Genomic DNA, 19028 nt, shown 5'->3' with positions numbered 1-19028 from the left:
TCCCAGGGTTCTTACTCAGCCTACGCTGATTTTGTTGCGCTGCAACATAAAATACTGCGCTGCAACATACGCAAATGTCGCATGCGCCATGGGCGGTCTGCGAGCATTGAAACGACATATCCAACTGGGGATGCCGCGCATTAGCTATTTCTAATCTGGGCGCGAGACTTTCAAAAATCGATTCCGATCTTTGGGGTATGCCTCAGCCTTTCGCGTGTGGCACGCGGCTCACGCCATCTTGGCCAGCAGCTTCAGGAAGGTGCCGATTTCCTTCGGGGTCAGCGGCGCCAGCGTTTCCTCGGTGATCTTCTGGGCCAGAGGTATCAGCCGCTCCACCAAGGTGCGGCCCTCCGTCGTCAGGCTGACCAGCAGCCGGCGCTTGTCGACTTCGTGCCTGGAAAGCTCGACCAGCCCGCGCGCCTTCAGCCGGTCGATGACGCCCTTGACTGTCGCCGCATCCATGGCGATCAGCGTGCCGAGCTGGTTCTGCGAGGTCTCGCCGACATCATGCAGCTTGGCCAGTGCCGCGAATTGCGGCGGCGTCAGGTCGCCGATATGCGAGGCGAAGATCGAGACATGGCGCTGATGCGCCTTGCGCAGAACGAAGCCGACCTGCTCCTGCAGATGGTATTCGCCTTCCGTCTCGTCGGCTTCGACAAGCTTCAGCAGATTGTCTTCCCCGGTCATCGCTGTCCGTCCCAGACCTTGATGTCCTTGGCCTCAAGCCCGCCCATGCGGCTATGAATACGCGGACCGCAGGCCATGGCAAGGCAGAACAGGATTTCGTCCGGCCGTGGGCCGTCGGCGATGCCGACCTCCATGGCGTCGAAATGGCTGCGCACATAGGCGGCGTTGGTGTGGCCAAGCGGCACGTCGAGGCGAGAGCCGAAAGCACCGACCTTCATCGCCGACGGCACGATGGCCTTCGCCTGGCCGAGCCGTTCGCGCATGGCATAGCCGCCCGGCACATGCCACAGCGCGCCATGCTCGATCTCGCCGGCGGTGCCGACGATGGCGCCCTTGCCGTAGCCGTCGATGGCCTTGATGTCGCCGCCCAGCGCCTCGATCATCCTGTCGGTCAGGAGCAGGCCGAGCGGCTTCAAATCGTCCATCGCGCTCTGCAGTTCCTCGGCATAGCGGCCGGCGAAGGGGTTTTTCACGACGGCCAACCCGGCCACGCGCCGGCGCGGTTCCTGGGAGACAGGGCCGCCCTCGTGAAAAATCTCTTCGGTCAGAATGGCGATCTTACGGATCGGGAATTCAGGCATGGTGGATGTCTTTCGATGTTTGTCGGGTGTGGCGATCGGGCAGTGTTTGCGGTCGTCCGGCAGGGTAGGGAGGGGCAACGTGGCGCGTCGATACTTCAGGATGAACTTCCCCGCAGAGGCGACTATCGCCACCCAGAAAAAGCGCCGCGGCCTCTATCAGCCCACGTCGCCGAAAATCCTCCGCAACATCAAGGCCGCGCCCGAGAGCCGTCTCCACTTCGACCGCAGACAGCACCCCAACACCCACCGTCACCAGCCGACCGCCAAGATCGCTGTCGGGAGCAAGCTCCCGCGCCGGCCGCCGCTCGATCGCAACATGGCTCGGCAGGTCGACCGCATTGGCGATAAGCGTCGCTGCCGCATCGGCCTCCGCGGCCGTGCGCGCCAGCACTGCCACCGCATCGGCGATGCCGAGCGAATGGCTGCGCCCGCGCCAGCCGGAGGTGGCGATGCCGCCTATCCCGTCTTCTGCGCAAACGGTGATGCGGTCGGCAAAGCCGTGGCCGGTACCGGCGATGGCCAGCGTCATCGTTTCGCCCGGGGCGAGATGCAGTGCAATGTCGCCGCCATTGTTGATATAGGCCTTTTGTAATGTCCGCCCCGCAAGCATCGCGGCAAGGATTTCCTCGGCCACCGAGCCGGCGACGGCGGCCATCGGCGTGATGAAATTTTTCTCGGCAAGGCGGCTGACGGCGGCCTCCATGCGCCGGGCTACCGGGCTGGCAAAGGCGCGCGGCTGTGTGCTTGCAGGCCGGCGCAGCTCCGGCAGTTCGGCGACGAGTTCGGTCAGCACCGTCTGGAACCGAGAGACGGCCTGTTCATACGCGGCGCGCACCTCGGCCGCCTCACCAAACGCCTCGACGATCAGGTCGATCGGACCGTGATTGAGGTGAAGGCGCTTGCCGTCCACCAGCCAGGATGCCTGCGGGCCGTTCATCGATCCGGGCTTTCGCCGGCGAGGCGCAGTTGTGCCAGCGGCGGCCATGGATTGTCGGCCGGCGCATTTTTGCTGGCGCGGGCATTGAAATATTCGCCACCCCTGGCGAGGACATCGTCCACGCTGCGGATCTCGTCGGCATAGCCGCCAAGGCGAAGATAGTCGTCGCGGCGCAGCGTGAATTCGATCGGCGCGACGAGGGCGGGCGTCGGCACATAGCCGAAGGCGTTTTCCGGCACGCGCATGACATCGGCCATCAGCGTGATGCCGCCGCCGGGCCAGACATAGACCGGCGCGCCGCCGACCGTGACATAGGTTTTCAGGCCCTGCACCGAGCGGGTGAGGTTGACCGGGTTTTCAACCACACCGGCGCGCAGGGAGCCGCCGGCCCCGCCGACGAACAGCACCGTGCACAGCGCCGGCTCGCAATTGTCCTCGATCAGCCCGACGGATTTGCGCAGCCGCTCGGGAAACGGTTTTTCGACCGGCTTCAGTTCGTTGTCGAGCTCGAAATAGGCGAACTGCTCGCCGGTGGTCGAGACCATCAGCAGCGACAGGCCGGGCCGCGCGCCCTTCTTCGGGTTCCACTCCCCGAGGATCGACAGCGGGTCGGAAATGGTCGTGCCGCCCCAGCCGAGGCCGGGCTCCGAGACTTTGAAATAGCGGCCGGGCGTCGAGCGCCGGCCGATGATTTTTATGCCCGTGTCCTCCCAGCCCAGCACCTTGCCGGCCTGATGCTCGGAGACGACGCCGGTGATGTGGTCGTCGACCACCACAACCTCGTCGACCAGCCCGCGCCACTGCGTGGCAAACATGCCGATGGTGGCCGAGCCGCAGCCGACGCGCATGCGATGCTCGACCTGACCGTCGATGACCGGCGCCTTGCCGGCCTCGACAATGACGGTCGCGCCGCCGTCTATGGAAAGCTCGACCGGCTTGCGGTTGCAAAGATCGAGCATGGTCGCGCAGGTGACGCGGCCTTCGGATTTGGAGCCGCCGGTCAGATGATGCACGCCGCCGAGCGACAGCATCTGCGAACCATATTCGCCGGTGGTGACATGGCCGACCGCCTCGCCCTCTGCACGCACGATCGCCGTTTCAGGGCCGAGGAAGCGGTCGGTGTCGATCTTTATCTTGACGCCGCAATAGGAAAAAATGCCCTCGGTGACGACCGTCACCAGATCGACGCCCTCGACCTCCTGGCTGACGATGAAGGGGGCAGGCTTGTAGTCTGGATAGGTGGTGCCTGCGCCGATCGCCGTGACGAAGCGGCGGCCGCTATTGACCAGCTCGCCATTCCATTCTTCGCCTTCGCCAGCAAAGGGCACCACCGCGCCGCCGGTCCCGGCGCTGTGCTCGAGGATGGTCAACGGGTCGCAGCGCACGATGCGCCCGCCTGTATTGCCGTAGCGGTCACACGCGCCGGTGCGGCCCTCGGCGATGTAGCACATGACCGGGCAGGCATCGCAGCGGATCTTTTCCGCCACCTGCTTTTCGCCGGGATCATGGGTGTCGAAGCGTTCGGCAAGCTCGCTCATGGCGCGATGTTCCCGATTGTCGATAGACCCCCACCCCTAGCCCCTCCCCACAAGGGGGAGGGGGACTTTGTTGGGCTGCCGGCTGCCAGCAGATCACGAGTGAGATCGGCCTCGATATTCCCCTCCCCCTTGTGGGGAGGGGTTAGGGGTGGGGGTGCATCGCAGCGGTTGGATAAGACTTTCATGTCTCGGCCTCTGCCTCCCGAATCGCCGCGCGTATCCGGCTCGGCGTCGCCGGCACCTTGGTCACCAGAACGCCGGTGGCGTGGCGTATTGCATTGAGGATCGCCGGCGCGGTGGGGATCAGCACATGCTCACCCAAACCCTTGGCGCCGAAGGGTCCTTCCGGGTCCGGAACCTCCACCAGAATGGTTTCGATCGGCGGCACGTCGCCGATGGTCGGGATGAGGTAGTCGTGCAGGTTCTCGGTGCGGCCGGGGATGTATTCTTCCATCAATGCCATGCCGATGCCCTGGGCTATGCCGCCCTCTATCTGGCCCTCGACGAGCAGCGGGTTGATGGCGCGGCCGACATCATGTGCTGCGGTGATCTTTATCAGCTTCACCGTGCCGAGCTTGAGGTCGACTTCAAGCTCGGCGATCTGCGCGCCGTAGCCGTATTGAGCGTAGGGCGTGCCCTGGCCTTTTTCGTCCAGTGGGAGCGTCGGCGGATCGTAGGTCTCCTGCGCGCCGAAGACGAAACCGTCAGCGTCCACAGCAAGTCCGGCGAGATCGATGCGGCGGGTGGCCTCGCCCTCGCGGATGACGAGTGTTGCGCCATCGAATTGCAGCGTTGCGCGCTCGGAAACATTGGCGAAGCGCAGGATCTTTTCACGCAAGCTCCGGCCCGACTTCTCCGCCGCCTTGCCCGAGACGAAAGTCTGGCGCGAGGCGGAGGTTTTGCCGGCGTCGGGCGTGATCGCGGTGTCGGCGCTGCGCAGCACGATCAGCGACAGCGGCACGCCAAGCGCGTCGGCGGCGATCTGCGAAATCACGGTGTTGGAGCCCTGGCCGATATCGACCGCGCCCTGATGCAGCACGACCTTGCCGGCGGGGGAGATGCCGATCTTGATCGTCGAGGGGTTGGGCAGCGAAGTGTTGCCGCAGCCATACCAGCAGGAAGCGACGCCGACGCCGCGTTTCCTGGTGTCGTTTCCGGCATTGAACTCTTGTGCGTCGGCCAGCGCGCGCGCCCAATGCGGCTGGAGAGCTTCCAGGCAGTCGGCTATGCCGACGCCGGCCTTAAGAACCTGCCCGGTCACTGTTTCGGATCCGTTCCGAAGTGCGTTTTTCAAGCGGAAATCCAGCCGGTCCATGCCAAGCTTTTCGGCGAGCGCGTCGTATAGCGTCTCCTGCATGATGGTCGCCTGCGGCACGCCGAAACCGCGAAACGCGCCGGCGATCGGGCCGTTGGTGTGGATGGCGCGGCCGAGCGCGCGATAGTTCGGCGTGGCATAGGGGCCGGAGGCGTGCACCGGCACCCGGTTGGCCACCGTCGGCCCCCAGCTCGCATAGGCGCCGGTGTTGAAATCGCCGGAAAACACCATGCCGGTGACGCGGCCATCGGCGTCCGTGCCGATGGTCGCCTTCATCAAGGCGGGATGGCGTTTCGTGGTCGACATCATGGATTCGTTGCGGCTGTAGGCAAGGGCTGCCGGCCGGCCGGTCTTCATCACGACGAGGCCGATCAGCGGCTGCAGCGACACGTCCAGTTTGGAGCCGAAACCGCCGCCGGTCGCGGTCGGCACGATGCGCACTTTTTCCGGCGCGAGGCCGAGCACTTTCGCCGTGTCGTCGCGGTCCATATAGGGCGCCTGCGTGCAGGCGGTGACGACGAGCGTGTCGCCGTCCATGTAGGCGAAACCGGCCTCCGGCTCGATATAGGCGTGCTCGACGAAGGAGGTCTCGATCTCGCCGGACACGGTGTGGGCTGCCTTGGCGAGTGCAGCTTCCGGGTCGCCGCGCTCGACAAAACCTTGCGTCAGCAGATTGTGCTCGCGGTTCGAATGGATCAAGTGTGCGTCTGCCGCCTGCGCTTCGCAGGGCTGAAGCATATGGGGCAGTTCGGTCCAGGTGATCGGGAATTTCGTCAGGTCGAGCGAGGCGATCGCTTCGCGTTCGCCGGCGACCAGCGCCACCGCCTCGCCGCGAAAGCGCGTGGCGTTCTCGGCCAGCGCGGGCTGGTCGGCAAAGGGTGGGATAACGCCGAAACAGTTTTTTCCCGGAATGTCGGCGGCGGTGAAGACGCCGACGATGCCGGAGTTTTCAGTCTTGTAGGCGTCGAGATCGCCGAAGGCGAAAGCCGCGTGATAATGCGGCGAACGGATGACGGCGACATACAGCGCATCGGAGGGAAAGCTGTCGCCGCCGAATTTTTCGGCGCCGGTTACCTTGGGGATGCCATCGAGGCGGACGGGGGAGGAGCCGACGGCGTGGCCGGTTTCGGGGAGGCGGCGGTCGAGGGTGCGCGGAAGCGCAATGTCTGCAGTAGCCTTCTGCGATGGCGCGCTCCGTGCACTACCCCCCTTTGGCCTGCCGGCCATCTCCCCCGCAAGGGGGGAGATCGGCAGTTCTGCGGTTTCACCCCCTCCTGCAATGTCGAAGATTGGCGAAGAGGCCGATGACCGAGTAATCTCCCCCCTTGCGGGGGAGATGGCCGGCAGGACAGAGGGGGGTGTCTCAGGATCAAGCGACGCAGGCATGAGCCGCGCAGCCCCCATAACCGCCGCCACAATCTTCCGATACCCGGTACAGCGGCAAAGAATACCGCCAAGCGCGTCCTGCACCTCAATCTCGCTCGGGTGCGGGTTCCTGTCCAGCAGCGCCGTACCCGCCACCAGCAGCGCCGGCGTGCAGATGCCGCATTGGGCCGCGCCATGTTCGAGGAACGATGCCTGCAGCGCCGAGAGCTTTCCGTTTGCTAGCCCTTCCACGGTTCGCACGGACGCGCCCGCAACCGACGCTGCCGGCACGAGGCAGGCGCAGGCTGGTTCGCCGTCGATGAGCACCGTGCAGGCGCCGCAATCGCCGGCGTCGCAGCCGACCTTGGTGCCTGTGAGGTGCAAGTCGTCGCGCAGCAGCGCGGACAGTCGCTGGACCGGCGGTGCCGAGACGGAAACGGCCGCGCCATTGACCTCGAAGGTGATGTCGATGTGCTCCGCGCTCATGCCGCCACCTTCGCCGCTGGTTGGGCGCCGGCAGCCGCAAGCACGGCGCGGACAACGATCTCGCGCGCCGCCTCGTGCCGGTACTCGGCGGTGCCGCGCACGTCGTCGATGGGAGCGAGTTCGGGGAGCGATGTGGCAGCGACCGTCTCCGCCAGCGCTGAGCCAATGGGCAGGCCGCGCAAGGCGGCTTCAAGGCCGGCCAGCCGTTTGGCGACGAGCGAGCAGGAGCCGACCGCCACGGAAGCTTCCGCGACGATGCCGTCTTCCACGACGATGCGGGCGGCGGCCATGGCGATGGAGATGACGAGATAACGGCGCGCGCCGAGTTTTACGAAGGCGCTGGTGCCGGCAGTCGCGGATTTCGGGATGCGGATCGCCGTCACCATCTCGCCCGGCTGCAAGGCAGTGCGGCGGTTACCGAGAACGAAGTCTTCGAGCGGCAGGTGGCGCGTTAAACTGGCTGAGCGCAGTTCGACTTCCGCACCCAGCGTGAGCAATGGCGGCACGCCATCGGCGGCCGGCGAGGCGTTGCACAGATTGCCGGCGATGGATGCACGGTTCTGGATCTGCACCGAGCCGACTTCGCGTGCCGCAAGCTTCAGCCCGTCAAAGGCGGCGGGCAGGTCGCGTCGAATGATATCGGTCCAGGTCGTGCGCGCGCCGACGACGATATGCGAGCCAACCTCTGCTATGCCGCGAAGCTCGGATAGCCCATTGATATCAAGAACATTTTCGCTGAGCGGCCTGTTGCCGAGCGCCGGGTAAAAGTCCGTGCCGCCGGCCAGAATGCGCCATGGCCCATCGCTAAGCAGCGCCAGCGCCTCATCGACATTTTTGGGTTTCGCGTAACGGATCACGCAATGCCTCCCGGCATGGCCGGCGCTCGAAAATTCATTCGCATGCAAATGATATCAAGGTCGCGGAAATTGTCAAAGCGGAGTTTGCCCGCCGCCGTCCCACGCCCAGAATTTCAGCTTTCGGCACAATGCCGGTTGACGTGGCGGCTGCTTCCGGCCAACGCTCAGCGCGATCATTTTCGGACCGGAGGTCACATGAAGGAAGAAGCGCTTGTCGTCATCGACGTGCAGAACGATTTTTGCCCGGGCGGCAGTCTGGCGGTGGCAGGCGGCGACGAGATCGTGCCGCTGATCAACGAGATGATCGGCCGGTTCGAGCATGTCGTGCTGACGCAGGACTGGCATCCCGCCGGCCATTCGAGCTTCGCTTCGCAGCATCCCGGCAATCAGCCCTTCGAGACAACGAAAATGCCCTATGGTGACCAGACGCTGTGGCCGGACCACTGCATGCAGGGCACGGTCGGCGCGGCGTTCCACGGGGCGCTGGAATGGACCAGGGCCGAGATCGTCATCCGCAAGGGGTTCCGCAAGACGATCGACAGCTATTCGGCGTTTTTCGAGAACGACCATAAGACACCCACCGGCCTCGGCGGCTATCTGAAGGAACGCGGCATCGGCAGCATTACGCTGGTCGGCTTGGCGACCGACTTCTGCGTGGCCTATTCGGCGCTGGATGCGGTGAAGCTGGGGTTCGACACGACCGTGCGGCTGGATGCTTGCCGCGCCATCGATCTCGGCGGCACGCTGGAGCTCATGACGGGGAAGATGCGGGATGCCGGGGTGAAGCTGGTTTGAGCGCTGGCGCGCTTTGCCCATATCAGCGGCAGCAATAGCGTTGCGCTCCATCCTTACGACCGGTCTTGCGCAAATCCCGGCTCCGGCGACGTGGACATTCCATCCCTTCGCGACAGGCATCAGAAGAATCCCAAAACAGTTGGATGTAAGCAATGCCCTCAAGGGGGAGCGTGACGCCTGTCATCGCGCACTCTTCTTGCAAACGATTTGCAATTGCATTGACACCTGCGCAACGGTGCTTTATCTCCAGACATAAGGGCCGGGGCTTCCGCGCGCCCAAACTCCACCCGACAGGATTTTTCATGACAGGCATTCGAGCGTTTCTTGTTTCACTATCTCTCACGGTTCTTGCGGCTATCTCCGCTAGCACCGCCCAGGCCGCCGACAAGATGAATGTCGTCACCACCTTCACCGTCATTGCCGATATCGCCCGCAACGTTGCCGGAGATGCCGCGACCGTCGAATCCATTACCAAGCCCGATGCCGAGATTCACAACTACCAGCCGACCCCCGGCGACATGATCAAGGCGCAGAAGGCCGACCTGATCCTGTGGAACGGCCTCAATCTCGAACTCTGGTTCGAAAAATTCTTCGCCAATCTGAGCGAAGTGCCGAGCGTCGTGGTTTCGGAAGGCGTCGAGCCGATGGGCATCGCCGAGGGCCCCTACACCGGCAAGCCGAACCCGCATGCTTGGATGTCTCCTGATGCGACGCTGATCTATGTCGAGAACATCCGCAAGGCATTTGCCGCGCAGGACCCGGACAATGCCGAGGCCTACGCGAAGAACGCCGCCGCCTATTCGGACAAGATAAAGGCGACCGTCGAGCCGATCCGCGCCGAGATCGCCAGCATTCCGGAAGACCGCCGCTGGCTCGTCACCAGCGAGGGCGCGTTTTCCTACCTCGCCCGCGACTTCGGCCTGAAGGAGCTTTATCTCTGGCCGATCAATGCCGACCAGCAGGGCACGCCGCAGCAGGTTCGCAAGGTCATCGACGCCGTGCGCGCCAACAACATTCCGGCGGTGTTTTCCGAAAGCACCATCTCGGCCTCGCCCGCCGAGCAGGTCGCCCGCGAGACCGGCGCCAAATATGGCGGCGTGCTCTATGTCGACTCGCTGAGCAACGAAGACGGCCCGGTGCCGACCTATCTCGACCTTCTGCGCGTCACCACCGAGACGATCACGAAAGCACTCGTGAAATGAATGCTTTAGCCAGGGCGAACCCAGCCAGCGGGACAGAAGACAGCAGCGGGCTTCGCGTCGACAACATCACCGTCACCTACCGCAACGGCCAAACCGCCCTGCGCAATGCGAGCTTCGCCATCCCGACCGGCACCATTACGGCGCTGGTCGGGGTCAATGGCAGCGGCAAGTCGACGCTTTTCAAGTCGATCATGGGCTTCGTGCCGCTGGCCGCCGGCACGGTCGAGATTTTCGGCGAGCCGGCAGCCTACGCCTTGAAACGCAATGCCGTTGCCTATGTGCCGCAGAGCGAGGATGTCGACTGGAACTTTCCGGTTCTGGTCGAGGATGTCGTGATGATGGGCCGCTACGGCCACATGAACTTTTTGCGTATGACGCGGCCGGTCGACCGGCAGGCCGTTGACGAGGCGCTGGCGCGGGTCGGCATGAGCGACTACCGCAAGCGCCAGATCGGAGAGCTTTCCGGTGGCCAGAAGAAGCGCGTCTTCCTCGCCCGCGCACTGGCGCAGGAAGGAAAAATCATCCTGCTCGACGAGCCCTTCACCGGTGTCGACGTGCGCACCGAGGAGGCGATCATCACGCTGTTGCAAGCCTTGCGCGACGAAGGCCGGGTGATGCTGGTTTCCACGCACAATCTCGGCAGCGTGCCGCGCTTCTGCGACCGCGCCGTGCTGATCAACCGCACCGTGCTTGCCGCAGGTCCGACCGCGGAAGTGTTCACGCAGGCCAATCTCGAAAAGACCTTCGGCGGCGTGCTGCGCCAGTTCATCCTCGGCGGCGCCGATCTCCATGACGATGCCGACAAGCGCCGCGTCACGGTGCTGACCGACGACGAGCGCCCCTTCGTCATCTATGGCGATGGCGAAGACCCGCGCGACGCCGCCGTTCCCGAAAAGACGGATGCGGAGAAATGATCGCGACGCTGCTTGAACCCTTCGGCTATGGCTACATGGTCAATGCGATGTGGGTGTCGGCTCTTGTTGGCGGCGTCTGCGCCTTTCTCTCGGCCTATCTGATGCTGAAGGGCTGGTCGCTGATCGGCGACGCGCTCTCGCACTCGATCGTGCCGGGCGTGGCCGGCGCCTATATGCTCGGCCTGCCCTTCGCACTTGGCGCGTTCCTGTCCGGCGGGCTTGCGGCTGCGGCCATGCTGTTCCTCAACCAGCGCACCAAGCTGAAGGAGGACGCCATCATCGGCCTGATCTTCACCTCCTTCTTCGGCCTCGGCCTGTTCATGATCTCGCTGTCGCCGGCCTCGGTGAACATCCAGACCATCGTGCTCGGCAACATCCTCGCGATCACGCCGGGCGACACGCTGCAGCTTGTCATCATCGGCGGCGTGTCGCTCGCGATCCTGCTGGCGAAATGGAAGGACCTGATGGTCGCCTTTTTCGACGAGAACCATGCCCGCTCCATCGGTCTCAACCCGGACTGGCTGAAGGTGCTGTTCTTCACGCTGCTTTCGGCCTCTACGGTTGCTGCCTTGCAGACGGTCGGCGCATTCCTCGTCATCGCCATGGTGGTGACGCCCGGTGCGACGGCCTATCTGCTCACCGACCGGTTTCCACGGCTGATCGCCACCAGCGTTGCCATAGGTGCTGCCACGAGCTTCGTCGGCGCCTATGCCAGCTATTTTCTCGACGGCGCGACCGGCGGCATCATCGTCGTGCTGCAGACGCTGATCTTCCTCACCGCCTTCGTCTTTGCCCCCAAACACGGCATGCTGGCGGCGCGGCGCAAGGCGCGCGAAGCGCTGGAGGCGGGGGTATGACCGAAACCCTTCTCATGCCCTTCGCATTCCCCTTCATGCAGCAGGCCTTCGTTATCGCCGTGCTCGTTGCCATCCCCATGGCCATGCTGTCGGCGTTTCTGGTGCTGAAGGGCTGGTCGCTGATGGGCGATGCCATCAGCCATGCGGTGCTGCCGGGCGTGGTGCTGGCCTATATCGCCGGCATCCCGCTCGCCATCGGGGCGTTCGCCGCCGGCATGGTCTGCGCGCTCGCCACCGGCTTCCTGAAGGAGAACAGCCGGGTCAAGGAAGACACGGTCATGGGCATCGTCTTTTCCGGCATGTTCGGCCTTGGCATCGTGCTCTACACCAAGATCCAGACCGACGTTCACCTCGACCACATATTGTTCGGCGACATACTCGGCGTCACCTGGGGCGATGTCGTGCAAACCGGCATCATCGCGGTGATTACTGTAGGCACCATCGGCATATTCGGACGCGACCTGCTGCTGCACGCTTTCGACCCGCAGCATGCGCAGGCGATCGGCCTGCCGGTGAGATTGCTGCATTACGGGCTGCTGGCGATCCTGTCGCTGACCATCGTCGGGGCGCTGAAGGCTGTCGGCATCATCCTAGCCATCGCCATGCTGATCGCGCCGGGCGCCATCGCTTTCCTGCTGACCGACAGGTTTTCGCGGATGATGCTCGTCTCCATCATCATCGCGATGGCGGCATCTTTTTTCGGCGTTTATCTCAGCTTCTTCATCGACAGCGCACCCGCGCCGACCATCGTGCTTCTGATGAGCATGGCCTTCATCGCGGCGTTCATCTATTCGCGCTGGAAGATCGCCCGCGCCGAGCGCAGGCAGGTGGATGCAGGAACGGGATGAGCTATCCGCAGCACAATCCAGTTTTCTGACATAACAACGGCGGGGCAAAACCCCGCCGTTGTCATGCGCGTCTTGGGATCAGGCCGCTTTCGCAGCCAGGCGGTCGCGCGCGAAGGAGCGTCCATCAGCGTCGAAGATATGCAGGTCGCCGGGATCGGCGGTCAGCCGCAGGACGGCGCCGCGCTGGATCTCGGCATTGCCGGGCAGCTTTGCCACCAACGGTTCGGTGACGCGGCCGACCTGGATATAGGCCATCTGCACTTCGCCGAGCTGCTCGATGTAATCGACGACGCCCTCGAAGAGAAAATCCTTGCCTGTCGCGATGTCGAGGTCTTCCGGGCGCACGCCGAAACTGACCTTGGTGCCGGCGGCATCTGCCGGCGTTGCCACGGGAACCGTCACATTGTGTCCGCCGACATGACTGACGATCGTCGGCTGGCCCGTCTTCTCGATCGTTGCCGGCAAGATGTTCATCGCCGGCGAGCCGATGAACTGGGCGACGAACAGGTTGCCGGGATGGCGGTAAAGCTCCATCGGCGAGCCGACCTGCTCGATGCGGCCATCCTTCAGCACAACGATGCGATCGGCGAGCGTCATCGCCTCGACCTGATCGTGGGTGACATAGATCATAGTCGTTTCCGGCATGCTCTCCTTGAGCTTGGCGATCTCGATGCGGGTCGCGACGCGCAGGGCGGCGTCGAGGTTGGACAGCGGCTCGTCGAACAGGAACACCTTCGGATTGCGCACGATGGCGCGGCCGATGGCGACGCGCTGGCGCTGCCCGCCGGAGAGCGCCTTCGGCAGGCGTTCGAGATATTTGGTGAGCTGCAGGATTTCGGCTGCCTGGCGCACGCGCTTGTCGATCTCGGTCTTGTTCTCGCGGCCGATCCTCATGCTGAAAGCCATGTTGTCGTAGACGGTCATATGCGGGTAGAGCGCATAGGACTGGAACACCATGGCGATGCCGCGCTTGGATGGCGGCACGTCGTTGACCTTCTCGCCGGCGATCTCAAGCGTGCCGCCGGTGATTTCTTCCAGCCCGGCGATGGTGCGCAGAAGCGTCGACTTTCCGCAGCCCGACGGTCCGACGAAGACGATGAACTCGCCGGACTTTATGTCGAGATCGATGCCGTGCAGGATGTTGAGGTTGCCATATGCCTTCTTGACGCTGGTCAATGTGAGATCGGCCATAATATCCTCCCGATTTCCTTTGTTCCCCGATCAGGCGAGACGCCCGAACCAGGCTTCATAAGCTCCAAGCCGGATCGCGCCGGCGCCGGCATTTCCCGAAAATCCATGACCCGACAGCGGCTGCGCCGTGCCGTTCCCGCCGAGATCGATCACCGCGGGCGCCGAGCCCAGATTGAAGGCGCAGACAATTTCCTCGTTGCCTTCGCGGCGGGTAAAGGCGACCGCGTCACCGTCTGCCGCGAGGAAGGAAATATCGCCCTTGGTTAAGGCGGGATGCGTACGGCGGAAGTCGAGGAAGCGCCTGTAGTGCTCAAGCAGCGAAGCCTCGTCACCCTCCTGCGCACTGACCGACAGCGGCAGATGGTCCTTCGACACCGGCAGCCATGGCTTCGCGGTCGAGAACCCGCCATTGGCAGCACTTCCGTCCCACACCATCGGCGTGCGGCAACCGTCGCGGCCCTTGAATTCAGGCCAGAAGCGGATGCCGTAGGGGTCCTGCAGATCCTCGAAAGCGAGATCGGCTTCGCCAAGGCCCAGCTCCTCGCCCTGATAGATGCAGACCGAGCCGCGCAGCGACATAAGCAGAGCCGAGAGCACTTTCAGATAGGCGGTGCGGTCGGCCTCGCCCCCGCCCCAGCGCGAAGCATGGCGCATCACGTCGTGGTTGGAGAAGGCCCAGCACGACCAGCCGTCACTGGCGACGTCGCCGAATGTTTCCAGCACGGTCCGCACGCGGGCAGCGGTGATCTTTTCCGGTGCGAGGAAGTCAAAGGCGTAGCACATCTGCACGCGGTTATCGCCGGCGGTATAGGCGGCAACGATGTCGAGGCCGCGCTGTGCATCGCCCACTTCGCCGACTGCGGCGGCAGCCGGATACTCGTCCAGCAGCGCGCGAAAACGTTCGAGGAAGCCGAGATTGTCGGACTGGCTCTTGTCGTAGAGATGGTCCTGATAATTGTAGGGGTTCACCGCCGGTGCGATGGAATCGTTGCGCTGTTCCTTCGGCAGCGGCGGATTGTCTTCCAGCCCGGCCGAGTGGAAGTAGAAGTTGATCGTGTCGAGGCGGAAGCCGTCGACGCCGCGCTCCAGCCAGAAGCGGGTGGCGTCGAGCACAGCGTCCTGAACCTCGACGTTATGGAAGTTGAGATCCGGCTGCTCGGCCAGGAAATTGTGCAGGTAATATTGCAGACGCCGCGCGTCCCACTGCCAGGCCGAGCCGCCGAAGATCGACAGCCAGTTGTTCGGTGGCGTGCCGTCGGGCTTGGCGTCGGCCCAGACGAACCAGTCGGCCTTGGGGTTGGTGCGCGAGGCGCGGCTTTCCCTGAACCATGGGTGCTCGTCGGCAGTGTGCGAGATGACCTGGTCGATCATCACCTTGAGGCCGAGCCGGTGCGCCTCGGCAATCATCGCGTCGAAATCGGCCAGCGTACCGAACATCGGGTCGACATCGCAGTAATCCGACACGTCGTAGCCGAAATCCTTCATCGGCGACTTGAAGAAGGGCGAAATCCAGATCGCGTCGACGCCGAGCCCGGCGATATAGGGCAGGCGCTGGATGATGCCTTTCAGGTCACCGATGCCGTCGCCGTTCGAGTCCTGGTAGCTGCGCGGATAGATCTGGTAGATCACCGCGCCGCGCCACCAGTCGCGGTCGACCGCCGGTTCAGGATGCTCGATTATGCGTGCAGCATGCATGGGCGGTCAGCCTCCTTTGACAGAACCCGCGAGCAGGCCGCGGACGAAATAACGTTGAAGCGAGAAGAACACGGCCAGCGGCACCAGAATGGTGACGAAAGCCGAGGTGGTGAGGATTTCCCAATTGCCGCCGCGCGAGCCGAGCAGGGCGTTGAGCTTGCCGGTCAGCACGAGTTGGTCCGAGCCGGAGCCGAGGAAGACCATCGCCACCAGAAGGTCGTTCCAGACCCAGAGGAACTGGAAGATGGCGAAGGAAGCGAGCACCGGGAAGGACAGCGGCAGCACGATCTTGATGAAGATCTCGAAATCGCTGGCGCCGTCGATGCGCGCCGATTCCATGATCTCGCGCGGCAGGCCGGCGATGTAGCTTCTGAGGAGGTAGATGGCGAAGGGCAGGCCGAAGCCGGTATGCGCCAGCCAGATGCCGAGATAGGTTTTTGCCGGCACGCCGAAGAACAGGCCGACGCCATTATAGAGCTTGAGCAGCGGGATCAGCGACATCTGCAACGGAACGACGAGCAGGCCGATGATGGTGGCGATCAGCAGCGCACGGCCGGGAAAGCGCATCCAGGCCAGCGCATAGGCCGCAAAGGCCGCGATCAGGATCGGGATGATGGTGGCCGGTATAGTCACCGTCAGCGAGTTGATGAAGGAGCGCCCGATGCCTTCCGAAAACAGCACCGTTTGATAGTTGTCGGTGGTGAAGCGCGGCGGCATCGAGGAGGCGAAATAGATGCGGCGGCCGCGATCGCCCTCGAAGGCGACCGGCGAGGATTGCACGTAGGAGCCGTCGTCATTGACCTGGAGCGTCACGCCATCGCCGAGGTCGGCAACGGCGCCCGCGGCAAACTCGGTCGGGGCCTGCGATTTGATGCCGAACGCGCTGATCGTACGGTTATCCCCGGCCTTGAGCAGGTTGCCCATGATCAGGAACTTGCCGTCCTTCTCGACCTGGTCGGCGGCAGTGCCCAGCCGCCCATCATCGTTCTGCGAGGAGGTGACCAGCGCCGTCCACCAGCCGGTGACTGCGAGCTGGTTCTTGTCGCGCAGCGAGCTGACGAGGATGCCGAGCGTCGGGATCGTCCAGATCGCGACGAAGATCAAAACCGCAATGTGGACGCCGAAGCGGCCGAGGAAGGATTTTCCGGTGGAGCTGGCCATCTCAGTGTCCTCCGCCTTCGCGATTTGCCTGACGAATGTTCCAGATCATGATCGGAACGACGGCCAGCATGATGATGACGGCGATTGCCGCACCGCGGCCAAAATCGCCGCCGCCACGGAACATCCAGTCGAACATCAGATTGGCCAGCGTGTTCGAATTCCACTGGCCGTTGGTCATGGTCAGGACGATGTCGAAGACCTTCAGCACGAGGATGGTGATGGTCGTCCACACCACGGCGATGGTGCCCCATATCTGAGGGATCATGATCTTCCAGAAAATCTGGAAGCCGCTGGCGCCGTCGATGGTCGCCGCCTCGATGGTCTCGTCAGGAATGCCGCGCAGCGCCGATGACAGGATGACCATGGCAAAGCCTGTCTGGATCCAGATCAGGATGACCATCAGGAAGAAGTTGTTCCAGAACGGCGTCGATATCCAGACCTGCGGATTGCCGCCGAAATACTGGACGATGGCATTGAGGATGCCGATCTGCGCCTGGCCCTCGCCGCGATACTCGTAGACGAATTTCCAGATGACGCTGGCGCCAACGAAGGAGATGGCAAGCGGGGCGAAGACCAGGCTCTTGGCGATGTTGCCCCACCAGATCTTGTCGGTGAGCACCGCGATGATAAGGCCGAGGAAGGTGCAGGCGGCGGGTACGACGGCAAGCCACAGGATGTTGTTGAAGATCGCCTGCAGGAACTCCCGGTCGCCGAAGGCCCAGCTGTAATTGGCCATGCCGACGAAGTTCTGCCCGGTGCGGTCGTGAACGGAGAGGATCAGCGTCGCGACAACCGGATAGATCAGGTAGACGGCGAGAATGAGCATCGCCGGGCCGACGAACAGCCATGGCCGGATATAGCCCTGCCGGCGAAGGTTATCGATGGCAGCCGCGCCCGACACACCGCGCGAGGGAAAGATAACATCGAGGAGGCGGTTTGCTGTCCAGAAATAGACGACGCAGCCGCCGACGCCGATGATGATGGTAAAAACCGCTGAGAGAAGCTGTGCCGTCATGGGAGTGTTCCCCGATCAGACTTGCGATAATTTTCCTTGGGCAGGCCGCCGGAAGGATCCGGGCCGCCGGCCCGAACCCTGTTTGCGGCCTGGTTGGCCCTACTTGATCGCGTCCCAGCTTTTCTGGACGTCTGCCGCGACATCGGCTGCCGGCTTGCCGCCGACCAGATCGATCATGCCGGTCCAGAAGGCGCCGGCGCCGATCTTGCCGGGCATCAGGTCCGAACCATCGAAGCGGAAGGTCGAGGCGCTCGACAGGATTTCGCCCTGCTTCTTCAGGGCGTCGCTGGCATAGGCGTCGTTGTTGACCGATTTGAGCGGCGTGACGAAGCTGCCTTGCGCCATCCACAATTCATGCGCCAGCGGCAGCTTCAGGAACTCGATGAAGGCACGCGAGGCCTTGGTGTCCTTGGTGATCATCGCCAGCGTGCCGGCGCCGAGAACCGGGGTGCCGAGTTCAGGCTTCGAGGCATAGGTGGGATAGTAGAAGAAGTCCGCGTCCTGGCCGAGTTTCGTGCCTTCCGGGAAGAAGGAGGGAATGAACGACGCCTGATGATGCAGGTAGCATTTCGGCGGCACCGAGAAGAGACCCTTCGGGCTGTCGCGGAAATCGGTTGCGGACACTGCCGCCGCACCGCCACTGACCATCTTGTCGTCGGTGGCGATCTTGGCGAAGATATCGAGCGCGCCGACTACGGCCGGATCGTTGAACGGGATCTCGTTCTTGACCCATTTGTCATAGGTTTCCGGCGGCTGCGTGCGCAGCATGATGTCTTCGACCCAGTCGGTCGCCGGCCAGCCGGTCGCACCGCCCGAGCCCAGGCCGATGCACCATGGCGTGCCGCCATCGGCAATGATTTTTTCCGACAGAGCCTGCAGTTCTTCCTGGGTCTTCGGAACTTCGTAGCCGGCTTCCTCGAAATTGTCCGGCGAATACCAGACCAGCGACTTCACGTCGGCCTTGTAGGGAAAGGCGAAATAGCCGGCCTTGCCGTCCTTGTCCTTGAAGGTGCCGAGGTCGACCCATGACTGGCCGGCGCCGTAATTGTCCTTGACCCAGGCGGCCGTCTCGTCGCCGAGCGGCGTCAGCAGGCCCTTGGAGGCCAGGTCCTGGATCAGGCCCGGCTGCGGCAGGATGGCGATGTCGGGCGGGCTGCCGGCCTGCGTGTCGATGACGATCTGCTGTTCATAATTCTCGGACGAGGAGTATTTGAGATCGACGCCGGTGGCTTCGCTGAAATATTCGAGCACGCTGCGCACCAGCGCCTCGTCCTCACCGCGCCACGGTCCGAAAATGGAGAGCGTCTGGCCCTTGAGGTCGACTTTCTTCAACGTCTCGAAATCGGCCCAGTGGAAACGGGCGTCCTCGCCCGGCTTGAATTTCAATTCCGCCTGAGCGGGCGCACCGAGCGCCACTGCTGCCAGCGCCACGCCTATGAAAAGGCTCTTTCTCATCGACTTTCCTCCCAGTGGTCACAGGTCATCGGCGAAACCTCCATTTCGCCGTGCCGATGTCGCCCTGGTCGCGTCCGCCTTGCGGAACCGTCAACTTCCGACCATGCCGGTCGAAAGTCTTCCAAAGCG

At 63.5% G+C, this 19028-nt stretch carries 16 protein-coding genes; 5 read left to right on the top strand and 11 right to left on the bottom strand.

The features are described from left to right. Positions 1-228 precede the first annotated feature (228 nt). The 6 genes from WBQ96_RS11955 to WBQ96_RS11930 all read right to left on the bottom strand — a co-directional run bounded on the left by WBQ96_RS11955 (position 229) and on the right by WBQ96_RS11930 (position 7766). Positions 229-687: a MarR family winged helix-turn-helix transcriptional regulator gene (locus WBQ96_RS11955; RefSeq protein WP_336550604.1), complete on the bottom strand. Its 459-nt coding sequence runs from the start codon at positions 685-687 to the stop codon at positions 229-231. After that, entirely contained in the window at positions 684-1268 is a 585-nt protein-coding gene (locus WBQ96_RS11950) for an amino acid synthesis family protein (protein ID WP_336550605.1), read from the bottom strand. The genes WBQ96_RS11955 and WBQ96_RS11950 overlap by 4 nt, the downstream gene beginning before the upstream one ends. Continuing rightward, entirely contained in the window at positions 1261-2205 is a 945-nt protein-coding gene (locus tag WBQ96_RS11945) for a UPF0280 family protein (protein ID WP_336550606.1), read from the bottom strand. The genes WBQ96_RS11950 and WBQ96_RS11945 overlap by 8 nt, the downstream gene beginning before the upstream one ends. Then, positions 2202-3743: a 6-hydroxynicotinate reductase gene (locus WBQ96_RS11940; protein ID WP_336550607.1), complete on the bottom strand. Its 1542-nt coding sequence runs from the start codon at positions 3741-3743 to the stop codon at positions 2202-2204. The genes WBQ96_RS11945 and WBQ96_RS11940 overlap by 4 nt, the downstream gene beginning before the upstream one ends. A 181-nt stretch (positions 3744-3924) precedes the next feature. Then, entirely contained in the window at positions 3925-6909 is a 2985-nt protein-coding gene (locus WBQ96_RS11935) for a molybdopterin-dependent oxidoreductase (protein ID WP_336550608.1), read from the bottom strand. Then, a complete protein-coding gene (locus WBQ96_RS11930) occupies positions 6906-7766 on the bottom strand; it encodes an FAD binding domain-containing protein (protein ID WP_336550609.1) in 861 nt (286 codons plus the stop codon). The genes WBQ96_RS11935 and WBQ96_RS11930 overlap by 4 nt, the downstream gene beginning before the upstream one ends. A gap of 195 nt (positions 7767-7961) precedes the next feature. Between WBQ96_RS11930 and pncA the strand changes: the two genes are divergently transcribed. The 5 genes from pncA (at position 7962) to WBQ96_RS11905 (ending at position 12382) form a co-directional block, all read left to right on the top strand. After that, a complete protein-coding gene (pncA, locus tag WBQ96_RS11925) occupies positions 7962-8561 on the top strand; it encodes a bifunctional nicotinamidase/pyrazinamidase (RefSeq protein WP_336550610.1) in 600 nt (199 codons plus the stop codon). A gap of 389 nt (positions 8562-8950) precedes the next feature. Next, positions 8951-9763 (top strand): metal ABC transporter substrate-binding protein, encoded by an 813-nt coding sequence (locus WBQ96_RS11920; RefSeq protein ID WP_336550648.1) that lies wholly within the window; start codon positions 8951-8953, stop codon positions 9761-9763. Further along, positions 9760-10677: a manganese/iron ABC transporter ATP-binding protein gene (locus tag WBQ96_RS11915; protein WP_336550611.1), complete on the top strand. Its 918-nt coding sequence runs from the start codon at positions 9760-9762 to the stop codon at positions 10675-10677. The genes WBQ96_RS11920 and WBQ96_RS11915 overlap by 4 nt, the downstream gene beginning before the upstream one ends. Further along, positions 10674-11534: a metal ABC transporter permease gene (locus tag WBQ96_RS11910; RefSeq protein WP_336550612.1), complete on the top strand. Its 861-nt coding sequence runs from the start codon at positions 10674-10676 to the stop codon at positions 11532-11534. Before WBQ96_RS11915 ends, WBQ96_RS11910 begins: the two co-directional genes overlap by 4 nt. Next, positions 11531-12382 carry a metal ABC transporter permease gene (locus tag WBQ96_RS11905; RefSeq protein ID WP_336550613.1) on the top strand — a complete coding sequence of 284 codons (852 nt, stop codon included), beginning with the start codon at positions 11531-11533 and terminating at the stop codon, positions 12380-12382. Before WBQ96_RS11910 ends, WBQ96_RS11905 begins: the two co-directional genes overlap by 4 nt. Positions 12383-12460: 78 nt before the next feature. On the opposite strand, the gene WBQ96_RS11900 is transcribed toward WBQ96_RS11905, so the two are convergent. The 5 genes from WBQ96_RS11900 to WBQ96_RS11880 form a co-directional block, all read right to left on the bottom strand. Continuing rightward, the gene (locus tag WBQ96_RS11900) at positions 12461-13573 is read right to left on the bottom strand and encodes an ABC transporter ATP-binding protein (protein WP_336550614.1); all 1113 of its coding nucleotides are present in this window, start codon (positions 13571-13573) and stop codon (positions 12461-12463) included. A 30-nt stretch (positions 13574-13603) separates the two neighbouring features. Next, positions 13604-15268, bottom strand: coding sequence for a beta-galactosidase BglA (gene bglA / locus WBQ96_RS11895; RefSeq protein ID WP_336550615.1), 1665 nt, complete (start codon positions 15266-15268; stop codon positions 13604-13606). A gap of 6 nt (positions 15269-15274) precedes the next feature. Then, complete coding sequence (locus WBQ96_RS11890; protein WP_336550616.1) at positions 15275-16429, bottom strand: carbohydrate ABC transporter permease; 1155 nt, start codon at positions 16427-16429, stop codon at positions 15275-15277. Between the two features lies 1 nt (position 16430). Further along, positions 16431-17444 carry a carbohydrate ABC transporter permease gene (locus tag WBQ96_RS11885; RefSeq protein WP_336550617.1) on the bottom strand — a complete coding sequence of 338 codons (1014 nt, stop codon included), beginning with the start codon at positions 17442-17444 and terminating at the stop codon, positions 16431-16433. Between the two features lie 99 nt (positions 17445-17543). Then, positions 17544-18899: an ABC transporter substrate-binding protein gene (locus tag WBQ96_RS11880; protein ID WP_336550618.1), complete on the bottom strand. Its 1356-nt coding sequence runs from the start codon at positions 18897-18899 to the stop codon at positions 17544-17546. Between the last annotated feature and the right edge of the window lie 129 nt (positions 18900-19028).

The organism is Mesorhizobium sp. CCNWLY176, assembly GCF_037153935.1.
In the GTDB taxonomy this organism is placed as follows: Bacteria; Pseudomonadota; Alphaproteobacteria; order Rhizobiales; family Rhizobiaceae; genus Mesorhizobium_M; species Mesorhizobium_M zhangyense.
The sequence above is the reverse complement of the archived record's forward strand: the minus strand, read 5'-3'. Positions and strand labels throughout refer to the sequence as shown.